General features: G+C 57.1%; 17 protein-coding genes. 14 read left to right on the top strand and 3 right to left on the bottom strand.

The features are described from left to right. Nucleotides 1–296 precede the first annotated feature (296 nt). From N5A93_RS06560 to N5A93_RS06550, 3 genes are all read left to right on the top strand, one after another. On the top strand, nt 297–1,037 hold the full coding sequence (locus N5A93_RS06560) for a tyrosine-type recombinase/integrase (RefSeq protein ID WP_268954274.1): 741 nt from the start codon (nt 297–299) through the stop codon (nt 1,035–1,037). Nucleotides 1,038–1,399: 362 nt separating this feature from the next. Then, nucleotides 1,400–2,269 carry a hypothetical protein gene (locus tag N5A93_RS06555; protein WP_268954273.1) on the top strand — a complete coding sequence of 290 codons (870 nt, stop codon included), beginning with the start codon at nt 1,400–1,402 and terminating at the stop codon, nt 2,267–2,269. A gap of 134 nt (nt 2,270–2,403) precedes the next feature. Then, nucleotides 2,404–3,540: a Fic family protein gene (locus N5A93_RS06550; protein WP_268954272.1), complete on the top strand. Its 1,137-nt coding sequence runs from the start codon at nt 2,404–2,406 to the stop codon at nt 3,538–3,540. A gap of 83 nt (nt 3,541–3,623) precedes the next feature. Here the strand turns inward: N5A93_RS06550 and N5A93_RS06545 are convergent, their stop codons facing one another. Then, nucleotides 3,624–4,220 carry a DUF6088 family protein gene (locus N5A93_RS06545; RefSeq protein ID WP_268954271.1) on the bottom strand — a complete coding sequence of 199 codons (597 nt, stop codon included), beginning with the start codon at nt 4,218–4,220 and terminating at the stop codon, nt 3,624–3,626. Between the two features lie 369 nt (nt 4,221–4,589). On the opposite strand from N5A93_RS06545, the gene N5A93_RS06540 reads away from it, so the two are divergent. From N5A93_RS06540 to N5A93_RS06530, 3 genes are read left to right on the top strand one after another with little or no spacing between them, the layout of a single operon-like run. After that, a complete protein-coding gene (locus N5A93_RS06540) occupies nt 4,590–4,892 on the top strand; it encodes a helix-turn-helix domain-containing protein (protein WP_268954270.1) in 303 nt (100 codons plus the stop codon). Further along, nucleotides 4,885–5,055, top strand: a complete 171-nt coding sequence (locus N5A93_RS06535) for a hypothetical protein (protein WP_268954269.1) — start codon at nt 4,885–4,887, stop codon at nt 5,053–5,055. Before N5A93_RS06540 ends, N5A93_RS06535 begins: the two co-directional genes overlap by 8 nt. Next, nucleotides 5,048–5,578, top strand: a complete 531-nt coding sequence (locus N5A93_RS06530; RefSeq protein WP_268954268.1) for a uracil-DNA glycosylase family protein — start codon at nt 5,048–5,050, stop codon at nt 5,576–5,578. Before N5A93_RS06535 ends, N5A93_RS06530 begins: the two co-directional genes overlap by 8 nt. A 148-nt stretch (nt 5,579–5,726) precedes the next feature. On the opposite strand, the gene N5A93_RS06525 is transcribed toward N5A93_RS06530, so the two are convergent. Further along, on the bottom strand, nt 5,727–7,046 hold the full coding sequence (locus tag N5A93_RS06525) for a type II toxin-antitoxin system HipA family toxin (RefSeq protein ID WP_268954267.1): 1,320 nt from the start codon (nt 7,044–7,046) through the stop codon (nt 5,727–5,729). Continuing rightward, nucleotides 7,046–7,297 (bottom strand): helix-turn-helix domain-containing protein, encoded by a 252-nt coding sequence (locus N5A93_RS06520; RefSeq protein ID WP_268954266.1) that lies wholly within the window; start codon nt 7,295–7,297, stop codon nt 7,046–7,048. Before N5A93_RS06520 ends, N5A93_RS06525 begins: the two co-directional genes overlap by 1 nt. A gap of 792 nt (nt 7,298–8,089) precedes the next feature. Here N5A93_RS06520 and N5A93_RS06515 point away from each other — a divergent pair. From N5A93_RS06515 to drmC, 8 genes are read left to right on the top strand one after another with little or no spacing between them, the layout of a single operon-like run. Beyond that, nucleotides 8,090–8,386 carry a ribbon-helix-helix protein gene (locus N5A93_RS06515; protein WP_268954265.1) on the top strand — a complete coding sequence of 99 codons (297 nt, stop codon included), beginning with the start codon at nt 8,090–8,092 and terminating at the stop codon, nt 8,384–8,386. Next, nucleotides 8,383–9,480 carry a DNA cytosine methyltransferase gene (locus N5A93_RS06510; protein WP_268954264.1) on the top strand — a complete coding sequence of 366 codons (1,098 nt, stop codon included), beginning with the start codon at nt 8,383–8,385 and terminating at the stop codon, nt 9,478–9,480. The genes N5A93_RS06515 and N5A93_RS06510 overlap by 4 nt, the downstream gene beginning before the upstream one ends. Further along, nucleotides 9,477–12,638 carry a DISARM system SNF2-like helicase DrmD gene (gene drmD / locus N5A93_RS06505; RefSeq protein ID WP_268954263.1) on the top strand — a complete coding sequence of 1,054 codons (3,162 nt, stop codon included), beginning with the start codon at nt 9,477–9,479 and terminating at the stop codon, nt 12,636–12,638. Before N5A93_RS06510 ends, drmD begins: the two co-directional genes overlap by 4 nt. Beyond that, nucleotides 12,635–16,660 (top strand): Eco57I restriction-modification methylase domain-containing protein, encoded by a 4,026-nt coding sequence (locus N5A93_RS06500; RefSeq protein ID WP_268954262.1) that lies wholly within the window; start codon nt 12,635–12,637, stop codon nt 16,658–16,660. Before drmD ends, N5A93_RS06500 begins: the two co-directional genes overlap by 4 nt. Continuing rightward, nucleotides 16,657–18,663, top strand: a complete 2,007-nt coding sequence (locus N5A93_RS06495) for a BbrUII/HgiDII family restriction enzyme (protein WP_268954261.1) — start codon at nt 16,657–16,659, stop codon at nt 18,661–18,663. Before N5A93_RS06500 ends, N5A93_RS06495 begins: the two co-directional genes overlap by 4 nt. 9 nt (nt 18,664–18,672) lie before the next feature. After that, on the top strand, nt 18,673–22,728 hold the full coding sequence (drmA, locus tag N5A93_RS06490) for a DISARM system helicase DrmA (RefSeq protein WP_268954260.1): 4,056 nt from the start codon (nt 18,673–18,675) through the stop codon (nt 22,726–22,728). Further along, nucleotides 22,725–24,572 (top strand): DUF1998 domain-containing protein, encoded by a 1,848-nt coding sequence (gene drmB, locus N5A93_RS06485; RefSeq protein WP_268954259.1) that lies wholly within the window; start codon nt 22,725–22,727, stop codon nt 24,570–24,572. The genes drmA and drmB overlap by 4 nt, the downstream gene beginning before the upstream one ends. A gap of 8 nt (nt 24,573–24,580) precedes the next feature. Further along, nucleotides 24,581–25,342: a DISARM system phospholipase D-like protein DrmC gene (gene drmC / locus N5A93_RS06480; protein ID WP_268954258.1), complete on the top strand. Its 762-nt coding sequence runs from the start codon at nt 24,581–24,583 to the stop codon at nt 25,340–25,342. Nucleotide 25,343: the final 1 nt, after the last annotated feature.

Genomic DNA, 25,343 nt, shown 5'->3' with positions numbered 1-25,343 from the left:
CAAGGACTCCGCTCAGCAGGCCTTGACCGCAACCTAATCACGAGAAAGAAACAGGAACGGATTCTACATCCAAACGGCCCGCATTAAGGGGCTGGGTCAATATTCGTGAACCGTCGGACCCAGATTTTCATGTTGCGTTCGCTGAGGCTTTCGAGCGCCCGAAACCAGAAGCGCTAATGACGCCTGCTCTAGTAGACCTATTTCTATCAAGTGCAGCGCGTGCCAGGTCTCCCCGATCTTTTGCGGATCAGAGAAAATGGCTTCTGCGGTTTGCAACGCACTTCAGGGATGCGCCTGTGGTCATCTTCGAAGAACGTGGTTCTCGTGGAGAAGTTAACAGTTGGCGCGCGCAGTGGAAGCATTCACCGAAGCAACATGATATGGCAGGAACCCATGCTGCTCGTGTTTTGAACTGGGCGGTTGAAGAAGGCCATCTGTCAGAACATCACTGTCATAAGCTGCCAAGACTTTATAACGTTGATCGTTCTGAGGTTGTTTGGACGCCGTCTGATCGAGAGGCAATCAATGCCAAGGCACCAGCTTGGGTCTGCCGGCTTCTCTGTGTGGCATGTGAGACGGGTTTGCGCCCTGGCGATTTGGTCAAGCTGACGCGAGCAGCCGTGGAGGAAACGCCATATGGGCGACGTCTCCGGGTCCGTACAAGCAAGCGGGGCAAGGTGGCCCACATACCTATCACCCCTGCACTTGCGGAGATCATCGATGAAACGCCAAAAGACAGAATGCTCATCCTTACCAATGCGAGTGGAACGCCGCTTACGGAGCACCGAGCCTCTGAGGGGTTGCGGCAGTGGAGGGACAAGGTGGGTCTTGGCCGGGAACTGCGTTTACAGGATTGCCGGGGGACAGCAGCCACGCGTTTGCTGAACGCCGGATTGAGCCTGTCAGAAATTGCTGTTCACATGGGCTGGTCGCTACGACATGCGGCCAACGTGATTGAGCATTATGCACAGGTTTCCCCTGCCGAAACGGACAGTGTTCTGGTCAAGTTGGCGCAGGCAAAAAAGAGCAGAGCGTGAACAAAACTGTAAACGCTCCTGTAAACGGCATGGGTCGCGCAGTTTCCTAGTTTCGCTAAGGTGTTGAAAGTAAATGGAGGCGAGTACCGGAATCGAACCGGTGTACACGGATTTGCAATCCAGAGTTATATCAAGCGAAATCAGCATGGTAAGTGTTCAAAATTCTCTGAATCCAGGGGTGAACAAACCGCGAAAGTTTCAAAGTTTTGGGGGCGGGTTCAAAATGAAATAGGCCCCGACGCAGCGGCAACTGCGAACGGGGCCATCAGAAAAAAAGCGGATCAGCTTTCCTCGATTGATACCACAAACGAGGTGGCCGACGCAATCTTGAGAACCCCTCTATTTGGTGCAGGAGGGGTCCAATGAGCTGGCGTATCGCGAACGAATGCGCAGAGCGCCGCTTTGGCAGTGCCGCGCGCAAGCAGATCATCATGTTCCTCGCAGACAAGGCGAGCGACGACGGGTCAGGTATCTGGTGCTCGAAAGGCACCATCCAGCGCCACACAGAACTGGGCGAGACGACCGTTAAACGGATCATTTCCGAGTTTCTGCGGGAGGGGATACTGGTCGAAACCGGACGCCGTCCCTGCCGCAACGGCTACACCGTCGTTTACCGCATCGTGATCAATACAATCCGCATGCTCGAACCGATCGCAGAGCCCGACATCGACACGGGGTCCACAGTGGACCCCGTCCAGCCTGAACCCGGTAGGGGGTCCACAGTGGACGGGGTAGGGGGTCCACAGTGGACCCCAAACCACCCTAAAACCATCCATAAACCACCTACGCGCGCGAGCGCGCGCGAGGCGGCGGCGGAGGTTGAGGATCTGGAATCTGTAAAAATCCTCGCAGCCTATCCCGAGGACAGGATCCGAGACAGGCGGACCAGTCTGCGTTTGATCGCGGCAGCTGTGAAGGCCAGTGTGAAGCCCGATGACCTGCTCCAGGCGGTCAAAGCCTATGCTAAGGAAAGCGAGGGCTACACGCGTAGCAAGGTTTGTTTCTCCGACAACTGGTTCAAGATGCGCCGGTGGGAAAAGGGGCTTGCCCAGATGCAGGCCGACCGCGAGAAAGCGCGCGAGGCCGAAGCCAAAAGCCGCGTCAGTCTCGCCGAGTGGATCCACGAGCGCCATCCCCTGTGCCGCCACATCACCAACCGGCAGATCGAGGATCTGATCGCGACAAAGCTGGTGACGCCTGAGCAGGTACGTGCTGCGGGGCTGCAGGCGTGAGAGTTGTTGTGCAATTTGAGATTGGGATATTTATATCTCAAAAAGCCCCCACGTTTCTGAGGTAGTGGTTGCGGCAAGCGCAGAAATTGAGATAAAGGTTTCAGTAACGCAGAAAGTGGAGAGGTTTCTGAGGTATGGACATCGCGAACTTCAAATCTGGTCAACTTGAAGATCAGTATGAATACAAGGCATTTCTGCCAGAAACCATTTGTCATGAATGGGTTGTAGCTGACCCTGAGCTGTCAGAGCTCTTGGGTCGAGCTGACCGTGCTTTGGGAGAATTGAACGCTTTTGCACAGCTGATCCCCGATATCGAGTTCTTCATTCGCATGTATGTCGCGAAGGAGGCTACGCAATCCAGTCGGATCGAAGGTACTCAAACCAACATCGAAGATGCGTTCAAGGATGCTGATGACCTGAACCCAGGAGAACGCGACGACTGGGCCGAGGTACAAAACTACATCCATGCGATCAACTTTGCGATTGAAGCCCTAGACGAGTTGCCCTTGTCGAACCGATTACTGCGTCAAACGCATGAAATATTGCTTTCTGGAGTGCGTGGTCAACAGAAACAGCCCGGACATTTTCGTACCAGTCAAAACTGGATAGGGGTCAGCTTGAAAAACGCCGTGTTTGTGCCGCCGCATCATGACCATGTCCCAGAGCTAATGGGTGACCTAGAAGCATTCTTACACGCGGACCACCTTTTTGTGCATCCATTGGTGCGGATTGCCATTGGGCACTACCAGTTTGAGACAGTTCACCCGTTTTTGGACGGTAACGGGCGTCTAGGGCGCTTGCTGATATCGCTATATCTGGCGTCAGAGGGACTGCTAGTACGGCCGGCGCTCTATCTGTCGGACTATTTTGAACGTAACAAGACCGCGTATGTGGATCACCTGATGGCCGTGCGCCAGGGCAATCACTTGCGGGAGTGGCTGGTGTTTTTCCTCCATGGCGTTGAGGAAACAGCGCGTGCTTCAGCAGACGTATTCCGGTCTATTTTGGCAATCAAGGAACGGATCGAACGAGATGTACTGCCTCGGTTCAGCGTGCGCCGACAAGACAACGCGCAGGCGCTCATGCGGCACCTGTATGCGCGTCCAGTTGTGGATGTGAACATGGTTGCCGAAATCATTGGGGCTACCGGCAATACTGCGTCCGCGCTGATAACCGATATGGTCAGTCACGGTGTTTTGGTTGAAGTTACGGGGCAACGCCGAAATCGACTGTTTGTTTTCAACGAATATATCGAGCTGTTCAGGAGGTAGGCGTTCAGAAACTGGTACAAGTGGCAGCTCCCTGCAAAGCCCGTCTTTGAAGACTAATCGGCCGTCGACCAAATGATCCACACTCATTTATGCGCAACAATCTGTTGCACGACGGGGTGCATCCACGCAGGGACGTGCCTGCTTTGCTTTGCCAAGAGCTTCCGATCATTGTCGTCCAGTGCGCGTGCAAGCTGGTCGATGATTTGACTGTCCACACGGTCCTTTCCGACATAACGCAACGCCTGGAAGACAACCCCGGTTTTATTGCCTGCGCCGACGAGCGTCTTGGAGGACGCGTTCCGGAATTGGATGACTTGCCGTCCAACTTTTTTGGTGCGGGTCGGGCCGTCGGTCATATAGGTCGGCTTGGAGGGTACCTGAGTGGAAAGGCCCAACTGATTGGCAGCCATCGAAGGAGAAGGTTGCAAGATCTGACCATCCTTTCGAGCAACAGCTTTTGCGATGTCATCGGCGGAAGGCGACAGAAATCCAAAGCGCGGGCTCTTCTTCGGGTAGTCATACAGCCCCCGCGTCAGTCGCCGGATCACACCCTGATCAGCAAGGCGTGACAGGGTCTGATCCACGCTTGCGCGGGATCCAATATCGAGAAAATCGGACGGCGCAAAGATTGCGCCGCGACCTTTTCCGATGATGCGTTGCTTGATGTTTGACGTAATCATGCCCGAACTCCTTGTTGGAAAATATGGTATGTTTTTCTGAAAGTCAATGAGCCATGGCCCGCCCCTAGCTGTCGACCCCCAAGCAGGTGCGCGCGGAGGGACTGCAGGCGTGAGTTTCGAAGGAAGGCAACGCAATCGTTTCGTTCGAGCAGACGCGTTGGATGTGTGTGGTGAAGTGAGCCTGCAGGTGCAGTGGAGTGACCGATTTACGTTACGCAAAGATAACCTTACTGCGCCAAATGTTTTCTTGAGATAACATAAGTTGTGAATTGAGCGGGGTATTGGGCCGTTGTTCTAAGTCGTGAAGATTGACGGTAATGTTTTCTCAGTGTAACATTTATGGGCTTAGTGTCACCTGGAGATATCATTATGGCTGTTCCCATCAAAATGCCTAGAGCGGCCCGTAAGGAGCTCGTGACACTTGGGGAAAACATCCGTGTTGCTCGACTGCGCCGCAAATTGACCGCTGAGATTGTCGCGCAGCGCGCTGGCACTACGCGGCAGACCATCGCCAAGATCGAAAGCGGGAACCCCGCAGTTAAGATCGGCACTTACGTGGCCGTGTTGCAGGGGCTCGGCCTTGTGAAAGGCTGGGGGGATATTGATGATCCGGTTGGCGAGCAGATGGCCCTTGATGGCCTCCCGCAGCGTGCGAGACTGAAAAATGGTTGAGGTCTGGATCGACTGGAAGGGGCTGAAACGGGTTGGTGCGCTCCACCGCACAGCTGGGCGCGGCCAAGAGGGGGTGTCCTTTACCTATCATGACGACTGGCTTGCCGACGAAAACGCCTTCGGGCTTCCCTATCATGGTCGGCTAGGTTTTCGAGATGTGTAGGAACGCCGCTGATTTCAGATTTGTCGATGTACATTCAAGAGTACTGCTGGTCGGGGCCTGCCCTGGACGTGAAGAAGAACGGGAAGGACGGCCTTTCGCAGGGCAGTCCGGACAAAATCTTGAAATCATGCTGCGACGCTTGCAGGTCCTGCATCCGCTGGTTTTTCCATCGCCGCAACTGGATGCCTACAGCTTAGTCAATGCACATTCACTGCCAAGATATCCCGAGCGCGAGGGATATGATGGGAGCACGCAGCCACGCAAACAGGACGTTCTGGCACCCGAGAACCGAGCTAGGCTCATTGCCCGTTTGCAACGCGTTCAGCCCGAAATCATCGTTTATTTGGGAAAGGCGGCACAGTTCGCCCACGAAGTGTTTGAAGCGCATATGCCTGACATAAGAGCCTACCGAACAGGGCACCCATCAACCCAAGCCTGGAATACTCCGCGCCAATATCGAGGTATGCCGCGAGAAGAAAAAATCCGCCGCTGGGCTGAAGACCAATTCGCTACAGTTGAGTGAAGACGGCGGACGGCCCAAAGCGTGCGAAATTGGGCTGGCTCTGATCTGGGGTCGAACTTCCGATAGGATCCCCGACGTCGAAATGGTCGCCCTTCCGCACCGGGACGAAGATCCAGTCACCGAGTGACCTGAGCGCCAGGGCGGCTGTTCAGTCTACAGCTGCCAGATCAAGCCCGGGCAGGCGGTCCGTGACACACTCGCTCACAGCATCAACAACGGACGTCGTGAAGTCCTTCGGCAGATTGGCATTTGCTGCTTCAAGCGCCTTTGGCGCGCATACCGTGATCTCTTCGATGATCGCCATTGCTCGTTTTTTGGACATGCCGGAACGCATGGCCGTTTGCACGAAATGCCGCCCGTGAATCTGATCGAAGCGGTAATGGCGGTTCTTTCCGACCGACATCGCCATTTTCATCTGCTTGCGCTCGATCTGGCGGGCGTTCAGCGCGGGCTGAGCCGTCAAAATGTCATAGAGCGGGGTCATGCGGTAGCTGCCGCCGGGGCTCAGAAATACGCTGAAATTCTTCGCGTGGCCGTCTGTGGCCCCGATCAGCCAGAAGATGATCTGCGCTTTCAGGAAAGCCTCCTGATCCTCCATCGGCGTATCGCTGCCCTTGAGCAGGTCCAGCACATCGACCATGCCCGGCCCGCCTTCATTCTGGTATTTCAGGGTCGGGGGTACAGACAGCGCCTGGCAGCAATCTTCCTGCGGCAGGCGGAGCAAGCGCCCGTCCTTTGTCCAGCGCCGGTCGAAGCGTTCGATGACAAGCGCCTTGGTGTCGCCGAAGGTTTCGATGGTGGCCGCGTTGACCGGCAGGCCAAAGGCTTCGGTCAGTTTCAGGCAGTAATATTCATTCTCGACGCTGTCGGACAGGTCGATGCCGCCGGGCAGCGCACCGATCTGCGTCTTCAATATATTTGTGGTCGGTGTTGTGCCGTGGGGCTTGATCCAGCCGCCTTCGTGGTAAAGCAGGGCGGTTTTTTCTTGTGCCCCGGCCACGGATATGCGGAATGCGTCATCACTGCTCAGGCCGAGCGGGGCCTGGCTCAGACCGTTGAGGATTTTTTCGATGGCGGCGGCATCGACAGCTTCGCCCTCCAGCTTGCTCGTGCTGTCAGGCGCCGCGTCATCTCCAGTGATGAATTGTAGCGCGCCCACGCAGTCATGGCCGATCCTCGCTAGCAGGCTGTAGGCGTCAATCCCCCGTGCCCCGACCTTTTCGGCGACAAGGCGGCGCAGCTTGTCCGAGTCCGGCAGGAGATTCTCGAACACGGCAGCCACTGGTTCGCCGCGATAGGGTGTCTCGCGTAGCGGCAGCGACAGTGAAACCGGCAGGGCATGCTCCCAGCCCAGCCAGTCTTCATGATAGGTGAAACTGATCGCGCCGCTGGCTTCGCGGCTCAGCGTACCGACGCGGCGGTTGTTCAGATACACGCGCAGCGGTGCATAGGCCGGGCGCCGTCCCATCAGAACAGCTCCTCGATATCCTGCCCCGCGCCCTTGGAGCGCTCTCCAACCCTGAATTCAAGATCAAGGGCAGCGAGGACGGCGAGGATCGAGTCGAGCTTTGCGGGCTTGTCGCCTTTCTCGATCACGGAGATCGTGCCCTGGCGGAGGCCGGCGCGCTCGGCGAGTTGCGTCTGTGTCCAGCCGCACTTCTTGCGCGCGCGCTGGATGATGGTGCCGATCTGCTTTGGTGTGCGTGCAAGGTTACTCATGCAGTAAATATACGCCATAGCGCATATAGTATCAATATACGGTGTAACGGATAATGCTTAATTATACGCCGAAACAAATAAACCAGAAATATCTGCTGGAGCGTATAGAAGCTTCGGAGCTGTTTGGGAAACGTTGATCCGGTGTACCGACAGGGCACAAGGTGGATGAAATTCAAAGAGCTTTGCGTCTCACCAGCAAAGAAGGGCGGGCAGGAAAAAGGTCACCGGCGCGGACGTGGTCGCGACTATGGTATGACGCGCGACACAGATCGAGCATCAGCACGGGTATCAAGCTGGTCCTGATTATCACGGCAGGCGGGGAAAGCCTTCCCCTCGCTGCAACCCGCCGCTGGCGGTTTTCCGCTACCCCTTCCAGCGGGGACACCCCGCAACGCCCCGTTCCATTCTTTGAAAAGAATGCTTTTGGTCCGTCCTGGATGGACAAAATTGACGAATGGTAAAGCGTTGCCGCCACGACAAGGCTCGGGAGCCCTCCAGCAAAGCAGGGCGGGCGCCGGTGCCCTGCATCGTCTCCGCCGCCGCACCCCCATCAGCAAGTGAGGGGTGACGGACGGCTCCGGCGAAGCAGGGCGATAGGTCTCGCTACGGGTGAAATGTCTCTATCTAGACGGACCAACAACCACTAGAGTGCGGCCATGAACAGGGTGCTTGACTCAGCGACGAGTAGCCGGACTTGTCCAACGATGGATCGTGACAGGTTGCACCGTGGTTCCGCCGATTGGTGCAGTTCCGGCGGCGGCCGGCCCGGCTCGCTCCTAGAAATGTCCCATTATGACCCTGCAAGTACGCCCGTGGCGCTGTGCTGAATGGAATATGTTCTGGGAAAACAATGAAAATACTACACAAATGTGTATCCATTGGGTACACTTCTCTCCGATGAAAGATGCAGGGCTGCGCATCCGTGTCCAACGTGAGTTGAGACAAAGCTTCCAAGAAGCTTGCAAGGCGGAGGATAAGTCTGCAGCGCAAGTCCTTAGGGAGTTCATGCGGCAATACGTCCAGAATCATAATGCTCTGAGCGGAGTGCGGCATAAAGAAAACACGAGCAGAGAAAAACGAGAGCAATGAAAAAAGGGGCGAAGGGAAAAGAGCAAAAGCGTGACGTCGGGATTTGTGGCGTCGATCTGTTTTGTGGTGCGGGTGGGCTTACTCGTGGTTTGGAGAAAGCCGGTTTGGAGGTCAGGCTGGGCGTCGATCTTGATGCCGAGTGCAAGTTTCCTTACGAAGAAAACAACAGTGCGCGCTTTCTCGAGAGATCGGTATCGGACGTCACTGCAGCCGAACTGAACGAAGCGTTCGAAGGTGCGGACTATAAATTACTGGCCGGATGCGCTCCGTGTCAGCCGTTTTCCACATATCAGCAGGGGAAGATCGGGCCATCGGACGAGCGATGGAACCTTCTGATGGAATTCGGCCGCTTGGTCCGAGAGGTAAACCCCGATTTCGTGACGATGGAGAACGTACCGCGTCTCGCAGAGCAGGAGGTTTTTTCCGAGTTCGTAGCTCTATTGGAGAAATCAGGATTTTATGTGTCGCACGGTGTCGTCAACTGTGCGGACTATGGCGTCCCTCAGCAGCGTAATCGGCTGGTGTTGTTGGCGTCCAAGCTCGGCGAGTTGCGCTTGTGTCCACCGACTACTCCGGCGGGCAAAAGAAAGACGGTCCGCGACGCCATCGGAAAGCTTCCACCCATAGAAGCGGGGCAGCGTCATGACAAAGACCCGTTGCACCATTCGTCGAGGCTTTCGGAATTGAACCTGTTGCGAATCCGCGCCTCGAAGCCCGGTGGCAGCTGGAGGGATTGGGACGAGAACCTGGTTGCTGCATGCCATCGCAAAGATACAGGCAAGACCTACGCAAGCGTGTATGGGCGCATGGTATGGGATGCTCCCGCTCCGACGATGACCACGCAGTATTTCGGGTTCGGAAACGGGCGGTTCGGTCATCCCGAGCAGGATCGTGCGATCTCGCTCAGGGAGGGGGCTGTGCTCCAAAGTTTTCCGAAAGGGTACAAGTTCGTACCAAATGGAGCCCCGATTCACACGAAGCATATCGGTCGCCTGATCGGTAACGCCGTTCCCGTCAATCTTGGACGTGCCATCGGCAAGAGCATCATTCAGCATGTCGAGGCCATCAGGGCTGGCGAAGCGGAGGCTGCGTGAGCACCCAGACGTCGGCAGCAGCAGTTCCCGAAGACCATCCCGTTATTGCCGTTCCCGAACCTGGCCAGTTGGTCGAGGTTCGTCGCCGCCAATGGGTCGTCGCGGATGTTATCGGCTCGACCCTGACAGGGGCCGGGACACTACCACAGCATTTGCTGACTCTTTCCTCGATTGACGATGACAATCTCGGTGAAGAAATCGAAGTCGTGTGGGAGCTCGAACCGGGTGCGCACGTCATCGAAAAGGCAGGTCTGCCATCGATCACGGGGCAGGACGACACTACCGAACTGGAAGCGTTTCTGGACGCGGTGCGATGGGGCGCAGCCACGAATGCCGACCGTGGCTTCCTGCAGGCCCCATTCAGAAGCGGCGTGAGCATCGAAGATTTTCAGCTCGACCCGATGGTTCGCGCGATAGAAATGGCGAGAGCCAACCTCTTGATCGCGGACGATGTCGGTCTGGGCAAGACCATAGAGGCCGGGCTCGTCATACAAGAGCTGTTGCTGCGCCATCGTGCACGAACGGCACTCGTCGTTTGTCCTGCATCTCTTCAAGAGAAGTGGCGTGTCGAGATGCTGGAAAAGTTCGGTCTCGAGTTCCGGATCGTCAATACCGACTACATCAAGCAACTTCGACGGGATCGGGGAATCCACGCGAACCCCTGGACATCTTATCCCCGCTTGATCACCTCGATCGACTGGCTCAAAGCCGGTGATCCTCTACGAATGATGCGAGATGTCTTGCCGGTGCATCCGACATATCCGCGTAAATTCGACATTCTCGTTGTCGACGAAGCTCACAACGTCGCTCCTGCGGGTTCGGCAAACTACGTTATCGAAAGCCAGAGAACGCGCTTGATCAGAAGGATCGCCCCTCATTTTCAGCACCGGCTTTTCCTGACAGCAACCCCTCACAACGGGTATACCGAGTCGTTCACATCATTGCTTGAGTTGCTCGATAACCAGCGCTTCTCCCGTAACATCATGCCCGACGAGAGGCAGCTTTCGCAGGTGATGGTCAGACGGCTGAAAACCGATTTGATCGATAGCGACGGAAAACCTCTGTACCCGCGCCGGTGCCTCAAGGCACTGTCGGTGCCGTTCACGGATGACGAGCGTTCGATACACGCGACGCTGGATCGATACTGCAAGAGTCGAGAGGGTTCGACTGACGAGAAATCCCATACCGGCACCAAGTTCGTCAACACGTTGCTGAAGAAGAGATTGTTCTCTTCACCAGCAGCTTTTGCGTCAACTTTGGAGAAGCATATCCAAACGGTAACATCCGGCGCCCGCTCGCAGGACGCTAATGTGCTCGGTGATCGCATTCTGCGAAGAGCGATCATGAAAGCCGAGGAGGATTATGCAGACGATCGGCAGGCGGAAGCCGCGCAGGAAGAGGCCATACAAGAAGCCAGCAAACGCAGTGCTCCGCTAACGGACGAACAGCACGCGCTGATAGACAGGATGCGCGATTGGGCCCAGCGGGCCGCGAATAAGCCGGATTCGAAGGCCAAGGCAATCGTATCGTGGATCGAAGAAAATCTTAGAGAAAATGGGAAGTGGAACGAGCGGCGCGTCATTCTCTTCACGGAGTACCGGTCAACACATCAATGGCTCCAGCGCATTCTGGCGTCGCACGACTTTGGAGGTGACCGTCTCGCGACGATACATGGCGGAATGGACCAGGAAGAGCGCGAGAAGGTCAAAGCCGCGTTCCAGACCAACCCCAAAGACTCGGATGTCCGCATCTTGCTGGCGACCGATGCAGCTGCAGAAGGAATCGACCTACAGAATTACTGTAACTGCTTGATTCATGTTGAAATTCCCTACAACCCCAACGTCATGGAGCAGAGAAACGGCCGGATAGATCGGCACGGCCAGAAGTACGGGGAGGTACTTATTTGGCATCCCGTCGATGGCGGTGCGGCCGAAGGAGACAGCCTTGGGGGTCACGAGCAAGACATCATTCGTGCACTGACCAAGCTGGAGTCGATGCGCGAAGACATGGGGAGCGTTAATCCGGTCATCGCGCCACAGATGGCGGGTCTGATCGAAGGGACCCGCAAGCAGCTCGACACCCGCGTTGCTGAGGCGAGAGCGGCAAAAGCGAGAAAATTCGTGCGCGCCGAGCGTGAACTCAAGGACAGGATCGCGAAACTACACGACCGCCTGATGGAAACCAGAAAGGATTTTCACCTCACACCCGACAGAATTTGCGCGGCGGTGAAAACCGGTTTGGCCCTCGCGGAGAGGCCTGCTCTCGAACCAGTGCACCTGGACGGTGCGCCGGCTGGGACTGTCTTTAATATGCCGGCTTTGACGGGATCGTGGTCCCGATGCATGGAGGGGCTTCGCCACCCGCATACTGGAACGATACGACCGATTACGTTCGATCATGGGGTAGCCAAAGGACGGGACGACGTCGTTCTCGTTCACCTCAACCATCGGCTCGTGCAGATGTGCTTGCGGCTGATGCGCGCCGAGATTTGGGCGCAAGACGACGTGAAGAGACTCCACCGCGTCGATGTCCGTGCGATCCCAGACGCATTGTTGGAAACACCCGCCGCCGCTGTCGTCTCCCGGCTTGTCATTACGGGAGGTAATCATCACAGGCTTCATGAAGAACTCACTGTTGCGGGGGGCTATCTCCGTAAGGACACGTTCGCGCGGGAGCAACGGGTCACACGCGTGAACGAGTGGCTGGAGGGCGCCTCTCCCGCGACGCCATCAACCGATGCCTTCGAGGCGTTGGCCGAGCGCTTCACGAAGTTCAAGGAATCGATCATGCAGACTGTCGAGGCACGTTCACGTGATAGGCTGCGGAACCTCGAGAACACTCTTGGCACCCGTAAAGACCAGGAGATCAGAAACATAGGAACGGTGCTCGATGATCTGAGTGCAGCGATCGAGAACGAGATCGCGAAAGATACCCGTCCGGAACAGCTGGACTGGATCAGCCAGCTTCATGAGGACGAACGTACTCAAGTGCGTCGCGACATTGATGCCCTAAGGGCCCGACTTGCAGGCATACCAGAAGAAAAAGAAAGGGAGATCGCTGCGATCGAAGCTCGTTATGACGGGTTCACCGCCCGCACATTTCCTGTTGCCGTCATATTGCTGCTACCTGATTCGATGGCTCATGGAGGCGCGTTATGACCGAAATGAGCATGCACGGAGAATGGCTGGCCCTTCTCGAAATATCCGGTCCTTTTCTGGCTGAACCCGTCCTGAAAGATGCCTTTCCTCAAGGTCTGGAAGACGTTGCGTCCGACAAACGAAGATTACTCCGCCAAGCCTATGACGAATGGCGGGAAGCGAAAGAGTTGGAAGATGCCGATCTGTCCGATTTGCACCAAGCCTGGATCGACCTCGTATTACGCCAAGGCCTCGAACTCGACGAAGACGGAGCCGGAGATATCCTCAAATCCGGGAATGAACTCGGAGATGGCCTGTGCCATCGCGTACCGGAGCATGATCTCACACTAATGCCGGACTATGCGGTCGTCGATGACCGTGAGGCGAACAATCCGCTGATGCTTATCTCGGTTTGGGACCCCGATCGTCCTCTGGACGAACCCGTTCGGGGAGACGGGTGGGCGACGTCACCGGCCGAACGCCTGGTGGAGTTATGCCGCGCGACGGGAACGCGGTTGGGTCTCGTAACGAACGGTGAGCGCTGGATGCTCGTTGACGCGCCGGTCGGAGCCGTGACGACATTCGCGAGCTGGTATGCTCGCCTCTGGAGCCAGGAACCGAAAACCCTGCAGGCTTTCGTGAATTTGCTCGGTGTGCGCCGGTTCTTCGTAGGCAAGGACGACCAACTACCCGCGCTGCTCGACGCCTCTCTTAAGTTACAGGACGAGGTGACCGACGCGCTCGGCGAACAGGTCCGACGTGCCGTCGAGGTCTTGATCCAGTCGCTGGATCGCGCCGACGTCGACAGAAATCGGGAGCTTTTGGCCGGCATCGAACCAACCGCTCTCTACGAAGCCGGCTTGACCGTCATGATGCGCATCGTGTTTCTTCTCTCGGCAGAAGAGCGTGGCTTGTTGTTGCTTGGTGACGAGCGATACGAGGCCAACTACGCCGTATCGACTCTTCGCATGCAACTGCGCGCCGAATCCGAAGAAATATTGGAGCGGCGGAACGACGCTTGGTCACGGTTATTGGCGATCTTCCGTGCCGTTTATGGCGGCATAGAGCACGAAGCCCTGAGGATGCCAGCGCTAGGTGGCTCGCTTTTCGATCCCGACCGCTATCCATTCCTTGAGGGGCGTGCGCGCGGAACCGATTGGCGGAAGGATGCGGCGACCCCGCTACCGATCGACAATCGGACAGTCCTTCTGCTGCTCGACGCCGTACAACTTTTCCAAGGACGTGCGCTATCGTACCGGGCGCTCGATGTAGAGCAAATCGGTTATGTTTATGAGGGCTTGCTGGAACGTACCGTTGTGCGCGCGGACCACGTAACGCTTGATCTCGATGCGACGAAAAATGCCAAGAAACCCTGGGTGACGTTGGACGAGGTCGAGGAAGTCGCGGCCAAGGGCGACGATGCTGTTGCCGGCTTGCTCAAGGAGCGCACCGGTAGTTCGGCCAGTCGGGTGAGAAACGATCTCACGAAAGCCGTGGACGCATCGGACGCGGACAAGTTGCTCACGGCCTGTCACGGAAGCACAGACCTACGGGATAGGATCAAGCCTTACTTCCATTTGCTCCGTACTGACCGTTGGGGGTACCCGCTGGCCTATCCGGTCGGGACTTTCATGGTGACGAGCGGCAGCGATCGGCGGGAGTCTGGCACGCATTACACCCCGAAGTCCTTGACCGAGGCGATCGTCAAGGAAACGCTCGAACCGATCGTTTATGTGGGGCCTTCGGAGGGCATACCGCGCGAAGAGTGGAAGCTGAAATCACCGGCCGAGCTGCTCGACCTTAAGATTTGCGATCCGGCGATGGGTTCCGGTGCGTTCTTGGTGCAGGTTTGCCGTTGGCTCGCCGAGCGGTTGGTCGAAGCGTGGGCGGACGCCGAAGGGACGGGAAATGCCGTTACGGCTGACGGCATCGTCGTCGAAAAACAAAACGGCTATGAACCGCTACGTAACGACCCGGAAGAAAGGTTGCTGACGGCTCGTCGCCTCATTGCGGAGCGTTGCCTTTACGGTGTTGACGTCAATCCGCTAGCGGTCGAGTTGGCGAAGCTCTCGATTTGGCTGGTGACGTTGGCAAAGGGCAGGCCCTTTGGGTTTCTGGACCACAATCTTCGGGCAGGGGACAGCCTGCTGGGCATCCGCGAGCTAAACCAGCTGCTTTGTCTTGAGATGGCGCCGACGAAGAACAGTGCGAGAAATCTTTTTGCTGCAGATATTGATGAAGCTGTATCCGAAGCTGTGGCGCTTCGTACTGATCTCCGTAACCGGCCGATTCGAGATATTCGCGACGTCGAAGAGATGGCCGGACTCGACAATATGGCCCGAAAAAAGTTGCGCCTTCCGGAATTCATTGCGGACGCCCTGGTGGCTGAGGCACTAGCCGCCGGTAAGAAAGCCATCGACGCGACCTCACTTTCAATCGAAGCGGGCAAGGCTATAGGTGGTGACAGCGACGCGACAGGACTCTTGCGCCGGCGAGCCGAAAATGGACTTAGCATCGGTCTCGCAGCCGGAAAGTCTGCCAGAAACCCTTTTCACTGGCCGCTCGAATTCCCTGAAGTATTTTGTCGAGTTAATGCCGGCTTTGATGCTGTGGTCGGGAATCCGCCATACATGGGTGGCCGAATAATATCGTCCAATTTTGGAGCTTCATATTATACGTTTCTAGATCATGTGAGAAATCATGTCCGAGGGTCGCCTGATTTGGCAGTCTACTTCTTGCTAAGGTCTTTCTCTCTCTGCCGAGCTACGGCTTGTGTCGGGTTGGTTACCACAAACGCCATTAAAGACACTGGAAACCGGGAAGTTGGACTTCAGCAGATAATGAAGTGTGACGGGATTGTAATTCACGCTCAGCCCGACTTGCCTTGGCCGGGAGGCGCGTCAATCGTGGTGAGCGTGTTCGTCATTACGAAGGGGGCTTGGGAAGGAGACAGGACACTTTCCGGGAAGAGCGTGCCCTACGTTTCGTCATCTCTGGACGAGTTCGTCGACCTTGAAGTTCATAAGCTCAAGTCTATGCGCGATGTCAAGTCTGATGGCTTCAAGCTCATGGGTGAAGGTTTTGTATTGGATGAAGTTGAAGTCGAAAACCTCCTCAGTCATGGGTTTCATTATCGCGAAATAATTAGGCCATATTTTGGTGGCGATGACCTAATGGAGCTTCCGAAGCTGGAAGCGAAGCGTTGGTGTATCGATTTCGAGGACAGGTCTAGAACTGAGATAGAAGCTTGGCCTATTGCAGTTTCTCGGGTTCAGGAACTTGTAAAGCCATTTAGAGATTGTCAGTCGGGTCAAATTCACCAGGATTGTTATTGGAAGTTCTGGGACATGCGTCCGAAGCTCAGAACTGCGCAAGCTTCAGGTTCAGTCTACTTAGTGATGCCCTCAGTTTCCAAGTATCTGGCCATACACAGGTATTCCGGAAAAGCCGTTTTTAATCAGAAAACAAAGGCGATATTCTATGAGGATTTCTGGGCTTTTGGAGTGCTTCAGTCGTCGATTCACGACGCTTGGGCGCGGTGGCGCTCGGGAGCTAGAGGTGTAACTTTGTCTTACTCGACGTCTAAGGCGCTCGATACGTTCCCGATTCCAGCGGGAAACTTTCAAAACTTGGAAGAGATATCGAAAGAATATTATGATGCTCGGCAGGCGATTTCCTCTTCTTTGGGTGTTGGCTTCACCAAATTTTATAATCTTCTTCATGACCCGTCTTGCGATGAAGGCGCCGTGCTCGAATTTAGAAAGATCTTCGCGGCTCTCGATGTTGCCGTGACTAGGGCGTACGACTGGCAGGGCGTAGAGCTGGAACATGACTTTAGAGAAATCTCAAGTTTGCCAAAAACAGACCGGACTCGGTTTGCGATTTCTGAAGGTGCACGATTGGAATTGTTAACGAGGTTGGTGAGCTTGAACAGTTTGCGTAGCGAGGCCGAAGAAAAGGGCCGATCAAAAGCGGACTCGGCACCCCGGGCGGTGATCGCCGACTCAGGCGATCTTTTCTCTGCGGGAGGTAGCCATAAATGACGGTTGTGAGCGAAAACACGATAGCGAGCAGCAATAAGGGTACAGGAGCCGACGACATCTATCGGATGACGGTCGATCTAAACGTTCTTGATCATCTCGGCATTAATCTCTATAGCAACATCGCTGCCGTCCTGACAGAGGCGGTCGCGAACGCTTGGGACGCTGACGCCGAGAACGTTGTGATTTCGATCGACCCCAACGGCGATTGGATCGAAATCATTGATGACGGCATAGGCATGAATGTCGCCGACATGAACGACAAGTATCTGCGTGTCGGCTATCGCAGGCGGGAAGAAGATGCGGCGCACGGCAGAACCACGGCCAAAGGGCGTCAAGTCATGGGTCGCAAAGGTCTTGGGAAATTGTCGCTGTTTTCGATCGCGGACCGGATCGATGTACAATCCTCCAAAGATGGCGAAGCCCACGGTCTCCGGATGAGTGTCGACGGCATCAAGGAGTCCGTGAACCGAAAAGAGCGCCACTATGCTCCGGATGCGCTTCCCGCCGAAGAGATCGACGTCACCGAGGGAACGAAAATCGTCCTGCGCGATATCAAACGCCAGCGACTCGGTCGCGGTGCCGCGGCCCTTCGGAAACGACTGGCCCGTCGCTTCTCGGTGATCGGCGAGCTGTACGACTTCAAAATCATGATCGACGGGCAGCCTGTCACGACGGAAGAACGGGGTGATTTGCCGATCGTCCAGTTCCTCTGGACCATGGGCGACTTCGAGCCCGAGCCGGGATCAATCCCTCGGGTCAAGGAGCAGGAGAGGCTACCCAGTCGATTTGACGGTTGGGAGGAAGACTGGAACGTCAAAGGGTGGATCGGCACGGCCCGTAAGCCGAAACAGCTCGACAGCGAGGATACGGGCAACCTCAACGGTATCGTTGTCTTCGCCCGCGGGCGCCTGTTTCACGAGAACATACTCGACAAGGTCAATGATGGCCGTCTCTACACCAAGTATCTCACCGGTCAGATCGAGGCGGACTTTCTAGATGACGACGACGAACCCGATATCGCGACCAGCGATCGCCAACGTGTGCAGGAGGACGATCCGCGGTACGCCCAGCTGATCGCGTTCCTGCGATCCCGCCTGAGTCAAGTCGAACGGCGCTGGACCGAATGGCGCCGCAAGCACGAAGTCCAGGATGCGCAAGAGACATCGCCCGCGCTCAAGGAGTGGTTCGAAAGCCTGCCCGACGGCTTCAGAAAAAGCGCGGAGACGCTGATCGCGAAGCTCAGTGCGTTGCCGGTCGACGAGGATGACGACCGCAAGCTATTGTATAGGCACGGAATCCTCGCATTCGAACGCATGAGAATCCGGGGATCGGCGGACGAGTTCGTCGAGAGCGTTCATGATGTCGACAAACTTCTTTCCGTGCTTGCGGACCGCGACGCGCTCGAAGCCTCACTCTATCGCGATATCGTCAAGTCGCGTCTCGATGCGATCAACGATTTTCAGGAGATCGTCGACGAGGATGCGAAGGAAAAAGTACTTCAACAATATTTGTTCGATCACCTGTGGCTGCTTGATCCCGCGTGGGAACGCGCCACCGATAGCCAGATCATGGAGTCGCGTCTCGCGACGGAGGGTGTGATAGTCGATGACCTGACTGAGAAGGAGAAACTCGGCCGCGTCGATATCGCCTACCGGACGAATGCCGGAAAGCACATTATCGTCGAACTCAAGAAAGCCGGTAGAAAAATGAAGCTTCTGGAACTCCAGGAGCAGGGGCAGACTTATGTCGACAAATTGAGGAAAATACTCGCCGCCCAGGGCGACGCTTCACCGAACATCGAAGTAATTTTCGTTGTCGGGAAACCCGTAGACGAGGAAACCAGCAATCCGAACCGTGTGAAGTCCTCGATGGATGCGATTTCGCCGGGGAGCCGGATCGTTCACTACGACTCTCTCATCGCGGGCGCGCAAACATCCTATGACGACTATCTGAAAAAGAGCAAGGAACTCGACCGGCTCGAAAAAATTGTCGAGAGATTGTAGGGGCCGGCCATGACAAACACTTCGAATGCATGGTTGGTGATCGGGTCTGAAGCGAAGACCGACGCGCAGGCATACGAAGACTATTCCGTAGCTCTGGCGCGGGTCGGTACTCTGAAGTCCGGCGTCGCCGAGCACGACGGTATCTTGGTTATCGACGAGTCCGGCAAGCCATTGCGCATCGGTAGGGTATTGCGACTACGCGAAGGTCCGGATGTGACCACCGTATTTTTCGATCGCCAGGGCGCTTGTGCTGATGGAGCAGACCTCGGAAAAGCCGGGCTTCCGCTACCGTCGAAGGGAGCGATCACACGCCTGCAATGGGACGACTTCGTCGCCGCGGTGCCTGTCCTCACCGGTTTGCCGTTTGACGACCTGCCTCAAATCGAGGCGCAAGAATACATTCGTGATCTCTTGCAGCTCGCCGTCACCGACGACTTGCTCGGGCCGGCGAACGGCCCTCACGAGCAGATCGTCGATATGGGGGTCCGGGACCGCTATCTGGTCGGTAAACTCGCGCCGAGACAGCCCGGAAGTGCTGCGACCGGCGGGCTGGAAGGTCTCGAAGGACCGCTGGATGTGGAGGGCGACGAAGAGGAGCCCGAGGACCTTCAGGTCCATACGGGGCGGCACGAAACGGGCGCCGAGTTCGAAACCACGACAGGGCGTGTGGATGCCGAGGTCGAGGCTGCGGAAGACATCGACGCCGCCAGCAATCAGTCCCTCGTGCCCTCGAGTATTGGCTTCACGTTATGTGTCGACGGCGATGTCGAGTCCATCGAGGTCGAGGCGCGGTGGGGCAAGTATGTCCGGGTCCACGACCATGACCATACCAAATCCGTGAACAGGAAAATCCGTGACGGAGAGGGCAACGTCCTCGAAACGCGGCAGGAGGAGGTAAAGGCGCGGGTCTGGCAGCGTGTTCCATGCGGTGGCACTATCACCATTCCGCTGACCGAAGGCCCGCTGAGTTCACGCAAGCCAGATGACGAGAATCCCGACGTGCGCGTGCAGGGAACCGTCCGTGGTAAGAACGCCAACGGCGATCGTCTCGTGACGCTGTTTCTGGTCAACGGACAGGAGGAGCCCGAAGAAAACAAGGACAGCGCTTGGCTATTCCAACCCGAGGTGATCGCGACCGCACATGGGACTGCGCAGGACTCCGCGATATTCCGGCGTCGTTTGGCAGTGCCGACTGACGGCGACGATCCGGAGCGTGACGCACTGGAGATGGTCTATCGGCGCCAGGTCGAGTTTGCCGTCGGACACGGCGTAGCGGTTCATGCCGACACACGCGCGGGCGATCCCGAGCGGGCCACGCTCGTCCGCACTGAGGTCATGCCGCAATACGAAGTCCCCGTGACCGAAACGCCGGGCCTCAGGCCTGAAGACCGTTTCGCGATGCAGGAAATGATCGCCGACGGCCATCTCGACATGGAAGTCCTCGCGGACATGGAGCGGGCCGATTTGACGGCCGCACTACAGAAACTCGCGGACGACTACGGGGCATGGATCGACGAACAGAGAGCCCGCATCGGTGAAGAAATCACCAATCACGATGCGCAGGCCGTTCAGGCGCTCGACCGCTGTAAAGACATCAAGCAAAGGCTGGAGGAAGGCATCGCCGTATTGGCGGACACTGGTGACGAAAGACCTCTGGAAGCCTTCCGGTTCGCCAACCGTGCCATGGCTCGTCAACGTATACACAGCATGTTCGCGTTGTCCCGACGGCGCGGTGAGAACAAGCCGCTCTCGGAGTTCGAAGTCCGGAAGAACCGTTCGTGGCGCCCCTTCCAGCTCGCGTTCGTTTTGCTATCGCTGCCGTCTCTCGCCGATCCGCTGCACCGTGACCGGACGGAGCCGCATCAAGCGCTTGCGGATTTGCTCTGGTTTCCGACCGGAGGCGGAAAGACCGAAGCCTATCTCGGTGTCGCCGCTTTCGCGATGGCGATCCGACGTCTGCATAGAAAGATCGACGGGTATGACGGCACGCGGGGGCTCGGTGTCATTATGCGCTACACTCTGCGCCTATTGACCTTGCAGCAATTCCAGCGGGCATCGACGCTGATCTGCGCAATGGAAGTCATCCGTCGTGACGCAATCGCGAATGGCGATGCGCGTCTCGGACGTTCGCCCTTTACGATCGGCTTGTGGGTCGGAAACAAGGTGACGCCGGGTACGACCGAGGACAGCCACCGCGCCATTCAGGACATCCGCGATCCGGACAAATACGATGAAGGCAATAGCTCTCCCGCACAGCTGACGAGCTGCCCCTGGTGTGGGACCGAAATCTTCGACAAACGTGATATTGAGGTCGACAAAGCCCGTAAGAGGACAATCCTCTACTGCGGCGACAAAAAGGGCCGCTGCGCCTTTTCGAAAGGACAATCCAGTCAGGAAGTCCATCCCGGCCTTCCGGTGGTTGTGGTAGACGAAGAAATCTATCACCGTCCGCCATCGATGATGATCGCGACCGTCGACAAGTTCGCATTGATGGCCTGGCGTGGCGAGGCGCGAACACTGTTCGGTCGTGCGACGTCAGCCTGTCCCCGTCACGGACTCCTATGGCCGGAGGCGGATTGCAACGGCAATCACAGAGCATATAAGGGACTTCCAACGACGAGCGTGCAGACGATCTCACCGCTCCGGCCACCCGATTTGATCATTCAGGATGAATTCCATCTCATCAGTGGCCCGCTCGGAACGATGGTCGGCCTCTACGAAACCGCCATAGACGAGCTATCCGGCTGGAAATCGGGCGGTCACGTCGTTCGGCCCAAGATCGTCGCTTCTACGGCAACCGTCCGGAAGGCGCCCGAACAGGTCAACAACGTCTTCATGCGCAGGGTCGCGGTATTCCCGCCGCACGGTCTCGACATCAGCGATAATTTTTTCTCGATACAGCGACCGATCGACCAGATACCCGGCCGTCGCTATCTCGGAATATGCTCTCCCGGAAGCTCGCGTCCAGCCATGCTGATCCGTGTTTACACGGCGTTCTTGACCGCTTCACAGGAACTATTCGACCGGTTCGGGCAAGCCGCCGACCCGTACATGACAACCGTCGGATACTTCAATTCTCTAAGGGAACTCGGCGGCATGAAGCGTCTTGCCGAGGACGATGTGCAGACACGATCCTACAGGGTCCAGATGAGTATGGTCGACCGGCCCGGTCTTGCACAACGTAGCGTGAGCAACATCGGCGAACTCACTTCGAGGGTTTCGAGCCGCGACATCCCGAAGCGGCTCGACCAACTGGAAGTGAAGTTCAAAGCACGCTTCGATCCAGCTGCCGGAAAATACGTTACCGAATGGGAGGAAAGCGACGATCGGTCTGTCGATGTCGTGCTCGCGACGAACATGTTGTCCGTCGGTGTCGATGTGAATCGTCTCGGGCTGATGGTGGTTAATGGTCAACCGAAGGGCACCGCCGAGTACATCCAGGCCACGAGCCGCGTCGGACGCGCTTCACCCGGTCTCGTTTGCACGGTCCTGACATGGGCGCGCCCCCGCGATCTGTCACACTATGAAACCTTCGAGCATTATCACTCCACCTTCTACAAACATGTGGAAGCTCAATCCGTAACGCCATTTTCGCCACGGGCGATGGATCGCGGACTGACAGGCGCACTGGTCAGTGTCGCCCGTCTGGCGAATGAAGAGTTCAACTCGAATACGGGAGCCGGTGCGCTTGATCGAACCGACAATGACGCGATCTGCCATGCCGCAAGCGTTCTCGTAGAACGGGCATGGAACGTGACGCAGGAAAGCAAAATCAAGAGTCTCGCGAACACCGAAATCAAGTCGCGGATTGATGAATGGTGCAGCGAAGCGAAAAAGGGCGGACGTACACTCGCCTATGAAAAAAAGGGGTCCGGTAAGGACACCATGGTAGCGCTCCTGAAAACGCCCGGCATCAAAGCCTGGGACGATTTTACGGTTCCGATGTCCATGCGTGAGGTCGAGCCCGGCGTGCGGCTCGTGATGAACAAGCTACGCGGCGGAGCCGGTCCTGACTGGATGCCACCGGCTGCCGGAAACGACGATGACGGGGAGGAGGGCTCATGAGCGATGATCGCACACCGGTCGGCCAGGTCCGGCCTTCGCAGCTTCTGTGGACTTACGGTCCCGGAGCGCTCATTGATCTCCCGAACCTCTCGGTCGTGACGCTCGGAACGGACCGTTGGGAAAAGAGCCGTTGCCAACCGATCGACGAACAAAGGCTGCTCGCAGCCGTCAAGCGCGTACTCGGCCCTCAGGTGGAGTCGCTTCGTGTACCACCCTTCACGCCGGAAGAGAATGTCGAACGGTATTCGGCGGAATCGCTCATCGGCGTTCCTGTCCGCCCGTTTCCCCGCTGGCTACGCTGCGTCAAATGCGGACTCCTGTCCGAGTACGATCTCGGGTTGTTCGAATGCAAAGAGCACTTCAAACCCGAACGCACACGTTTCGTGCACAAGGATTGTACCGGCTCGAAGGGCGACCAGAAGGCAAAGGACGCCGATGCCGTTCCCGCACGTTTCTTGCTGGCATGTCGCGACGGGCATCTCGATGACTTTCCGTGGCATTACTTTGTACATAGCGGACCGTCGGCCTGCAAAGGGACTCTGCGCTTCTTCGAAAGCGGGGCATCACTCCAGACCGAAAACCTCTGGGTCAAGTGCGATACTTGCGGAGCATCCCGCAGCATGGCCCATGCGTTCGGCAAGGCCGGCAAAGACAATCTTCCGGCGTGTCGCGGTCGTCATCCCCATCTCGACGAATACGGCGAGCGCTGCCAGGAGCAGGCGCGCGCTGTACTGCTCGGGGCGACAAACAGCTGGTTTCCGATCACTCTCTCGGCGCTCGCAATTCCGGTCGACGTCGGTTCGGCGCGCGACATTGTCGACTCGCTATGGGACGACTTCGAAGACGTGGAGGACAAGGCGGAACTCAAGGGTGTTCTCAAGGCCTTGAAGAAGAGGGAGGCGATGCCCGGCCTCGACGACTTCACACTCGACGAAGTTTGGGGCGCTATAGAAGCGAGAAGGTCCGGCGAGGGAGAGTCCGCTGTCGATGCGGCGGATATCAAGGGACCGGAATGGAAGGTTCTTACGAACCCGCATCCGCCGACCGATTGGCCGCATTTTTTGAGTAAACCCGCCGCACCACCGACTGGGTTCGAGAAATGCATCTCTTCAGTGCTGCTTCTCGAACGCCTGCGTGAAGTGAACGCTCTTCTCGGCTTCACTCGTGTCGAAGCGCCGGAAGAAGGTGGAGCACCGGACGAAAGGCCGGCGCGCGCCGCCCTGTGCAAAGGTGCACCTGAATGGGTGCCGGCGTCGGAAGTGCATGGAGAAGGGATTTTCATCTGTTTCGATTTGTCGACCATAGAAGACTGGGAGAAGCGCGAAGCCGTGGTCACCCGCGACCGGCACCTGACCGGCGGACATTGCGGATGGCGCGCTGCGCGGCGGCTCGATCCGGATGAGCACTATCCTGGCATTCGCTACGCCATGCTCCATACCGTCGCCCATCTGTTGATCCGCGAGCTCGCCTTGGAATGCGGATATAACGCCGCGAGCATCCGAGAACGAATCTACGCCGATACGTCCGGCAACGAAGATCAGGCGGGCATCTTGATTTACACGGCTGCAGCCGATTCCGACGGCACGCTCGGCGGGCTGGTAAATCTCGGTCGTCCGGAAAATCTGGGGCGTCTCCTACGGCAGGCTCTCGCACGGTCCCAGGTCTGTTCGTCCGATCCGCTCTGTGCAGAGCACAGGCCGGAGAAAGACCGGTCTTTACACGCCGCCGCTTGCCATGCCTGCTCGTTTGTCGCCGAGACCTCTTGCGAGTTCGGTAACCGTTATATCGACCGCGCTCTGGTCGTCCCGACCCTGGACGAAACCGGTGCCGCCTTCTTCGATTGAGGAGCGGCATGAACGAGCTTTTGAACGCCATCACTGCCATCGTTTCCAATACGCCGCCCAAAAGGGTGACGCATCTTGCCGAACTGATCAAAAGCGAACCGAAGCCCTTCGATCGGCGCAAGCTCGATGCGTGGGCCGTGACGCCCGCCGGCAAACGTCGTGCTGGTGCGCTGATCGATGCCTGGAACGGTACGGATGTCCCGGCTCCAGAGCTGGCGGGGATGCTCGCCGGGGCGGCGTACGCTTACCGCGAGGCGAAAGCCGAGGAGACCGTCGAACTCGTATGGACCGGACCGTCGAGCGAAATGATCGCGACGCGGAAGACAGAACAGGCGCTACTGGAAGTCATTCGTGCCGCGGAGACTAAGCTCTTCATGACAAGTTTTGTCGCATACAAACTGAGCACGATCATTGAGGCTATAGACGCTGCCCTTGCCCGTGGCGTAGCCGTCTCCATTCTTCTCGAAGCCAGCGAAGATCACGGTGGGGGTGTTTCGATCGATGGAATCGCCGCAATGAAGAAGGCACTCCCCGATGTTCTTGTGTATTCATGGCGAGAGCGCCCAGACGCATTTGTTGGTGGAAAAGTCCATGCCAAGGTCGCGGTTGCGGACGAACGACGCTGCTTCATTTCGAGTGCCAATCTCACTGGCCATGCCATGGAAAAAAACATGGAGGCCGGGATTCTCGTGTCCGGGGGCACCGTTCCGCAAAATCTGCACCTTCACCTCGACGCACTGGCGGTAACCGGCGTCATCGAAAGGGTGTGAC

Source organism: Roseovarius salincola, from assembly GCF_026891095.1.
GTDB lineage: Bacteria > Pseudomonadota > Alphaproteobacteria > Rhodobacterales > Rhodobacteraceae > Roseovarius > Roseovarius salincola.
Note: the sequence above shows the minus strand (reverse complement) of the source record. Positions and strands in the feature narration are given on the sequence as shown.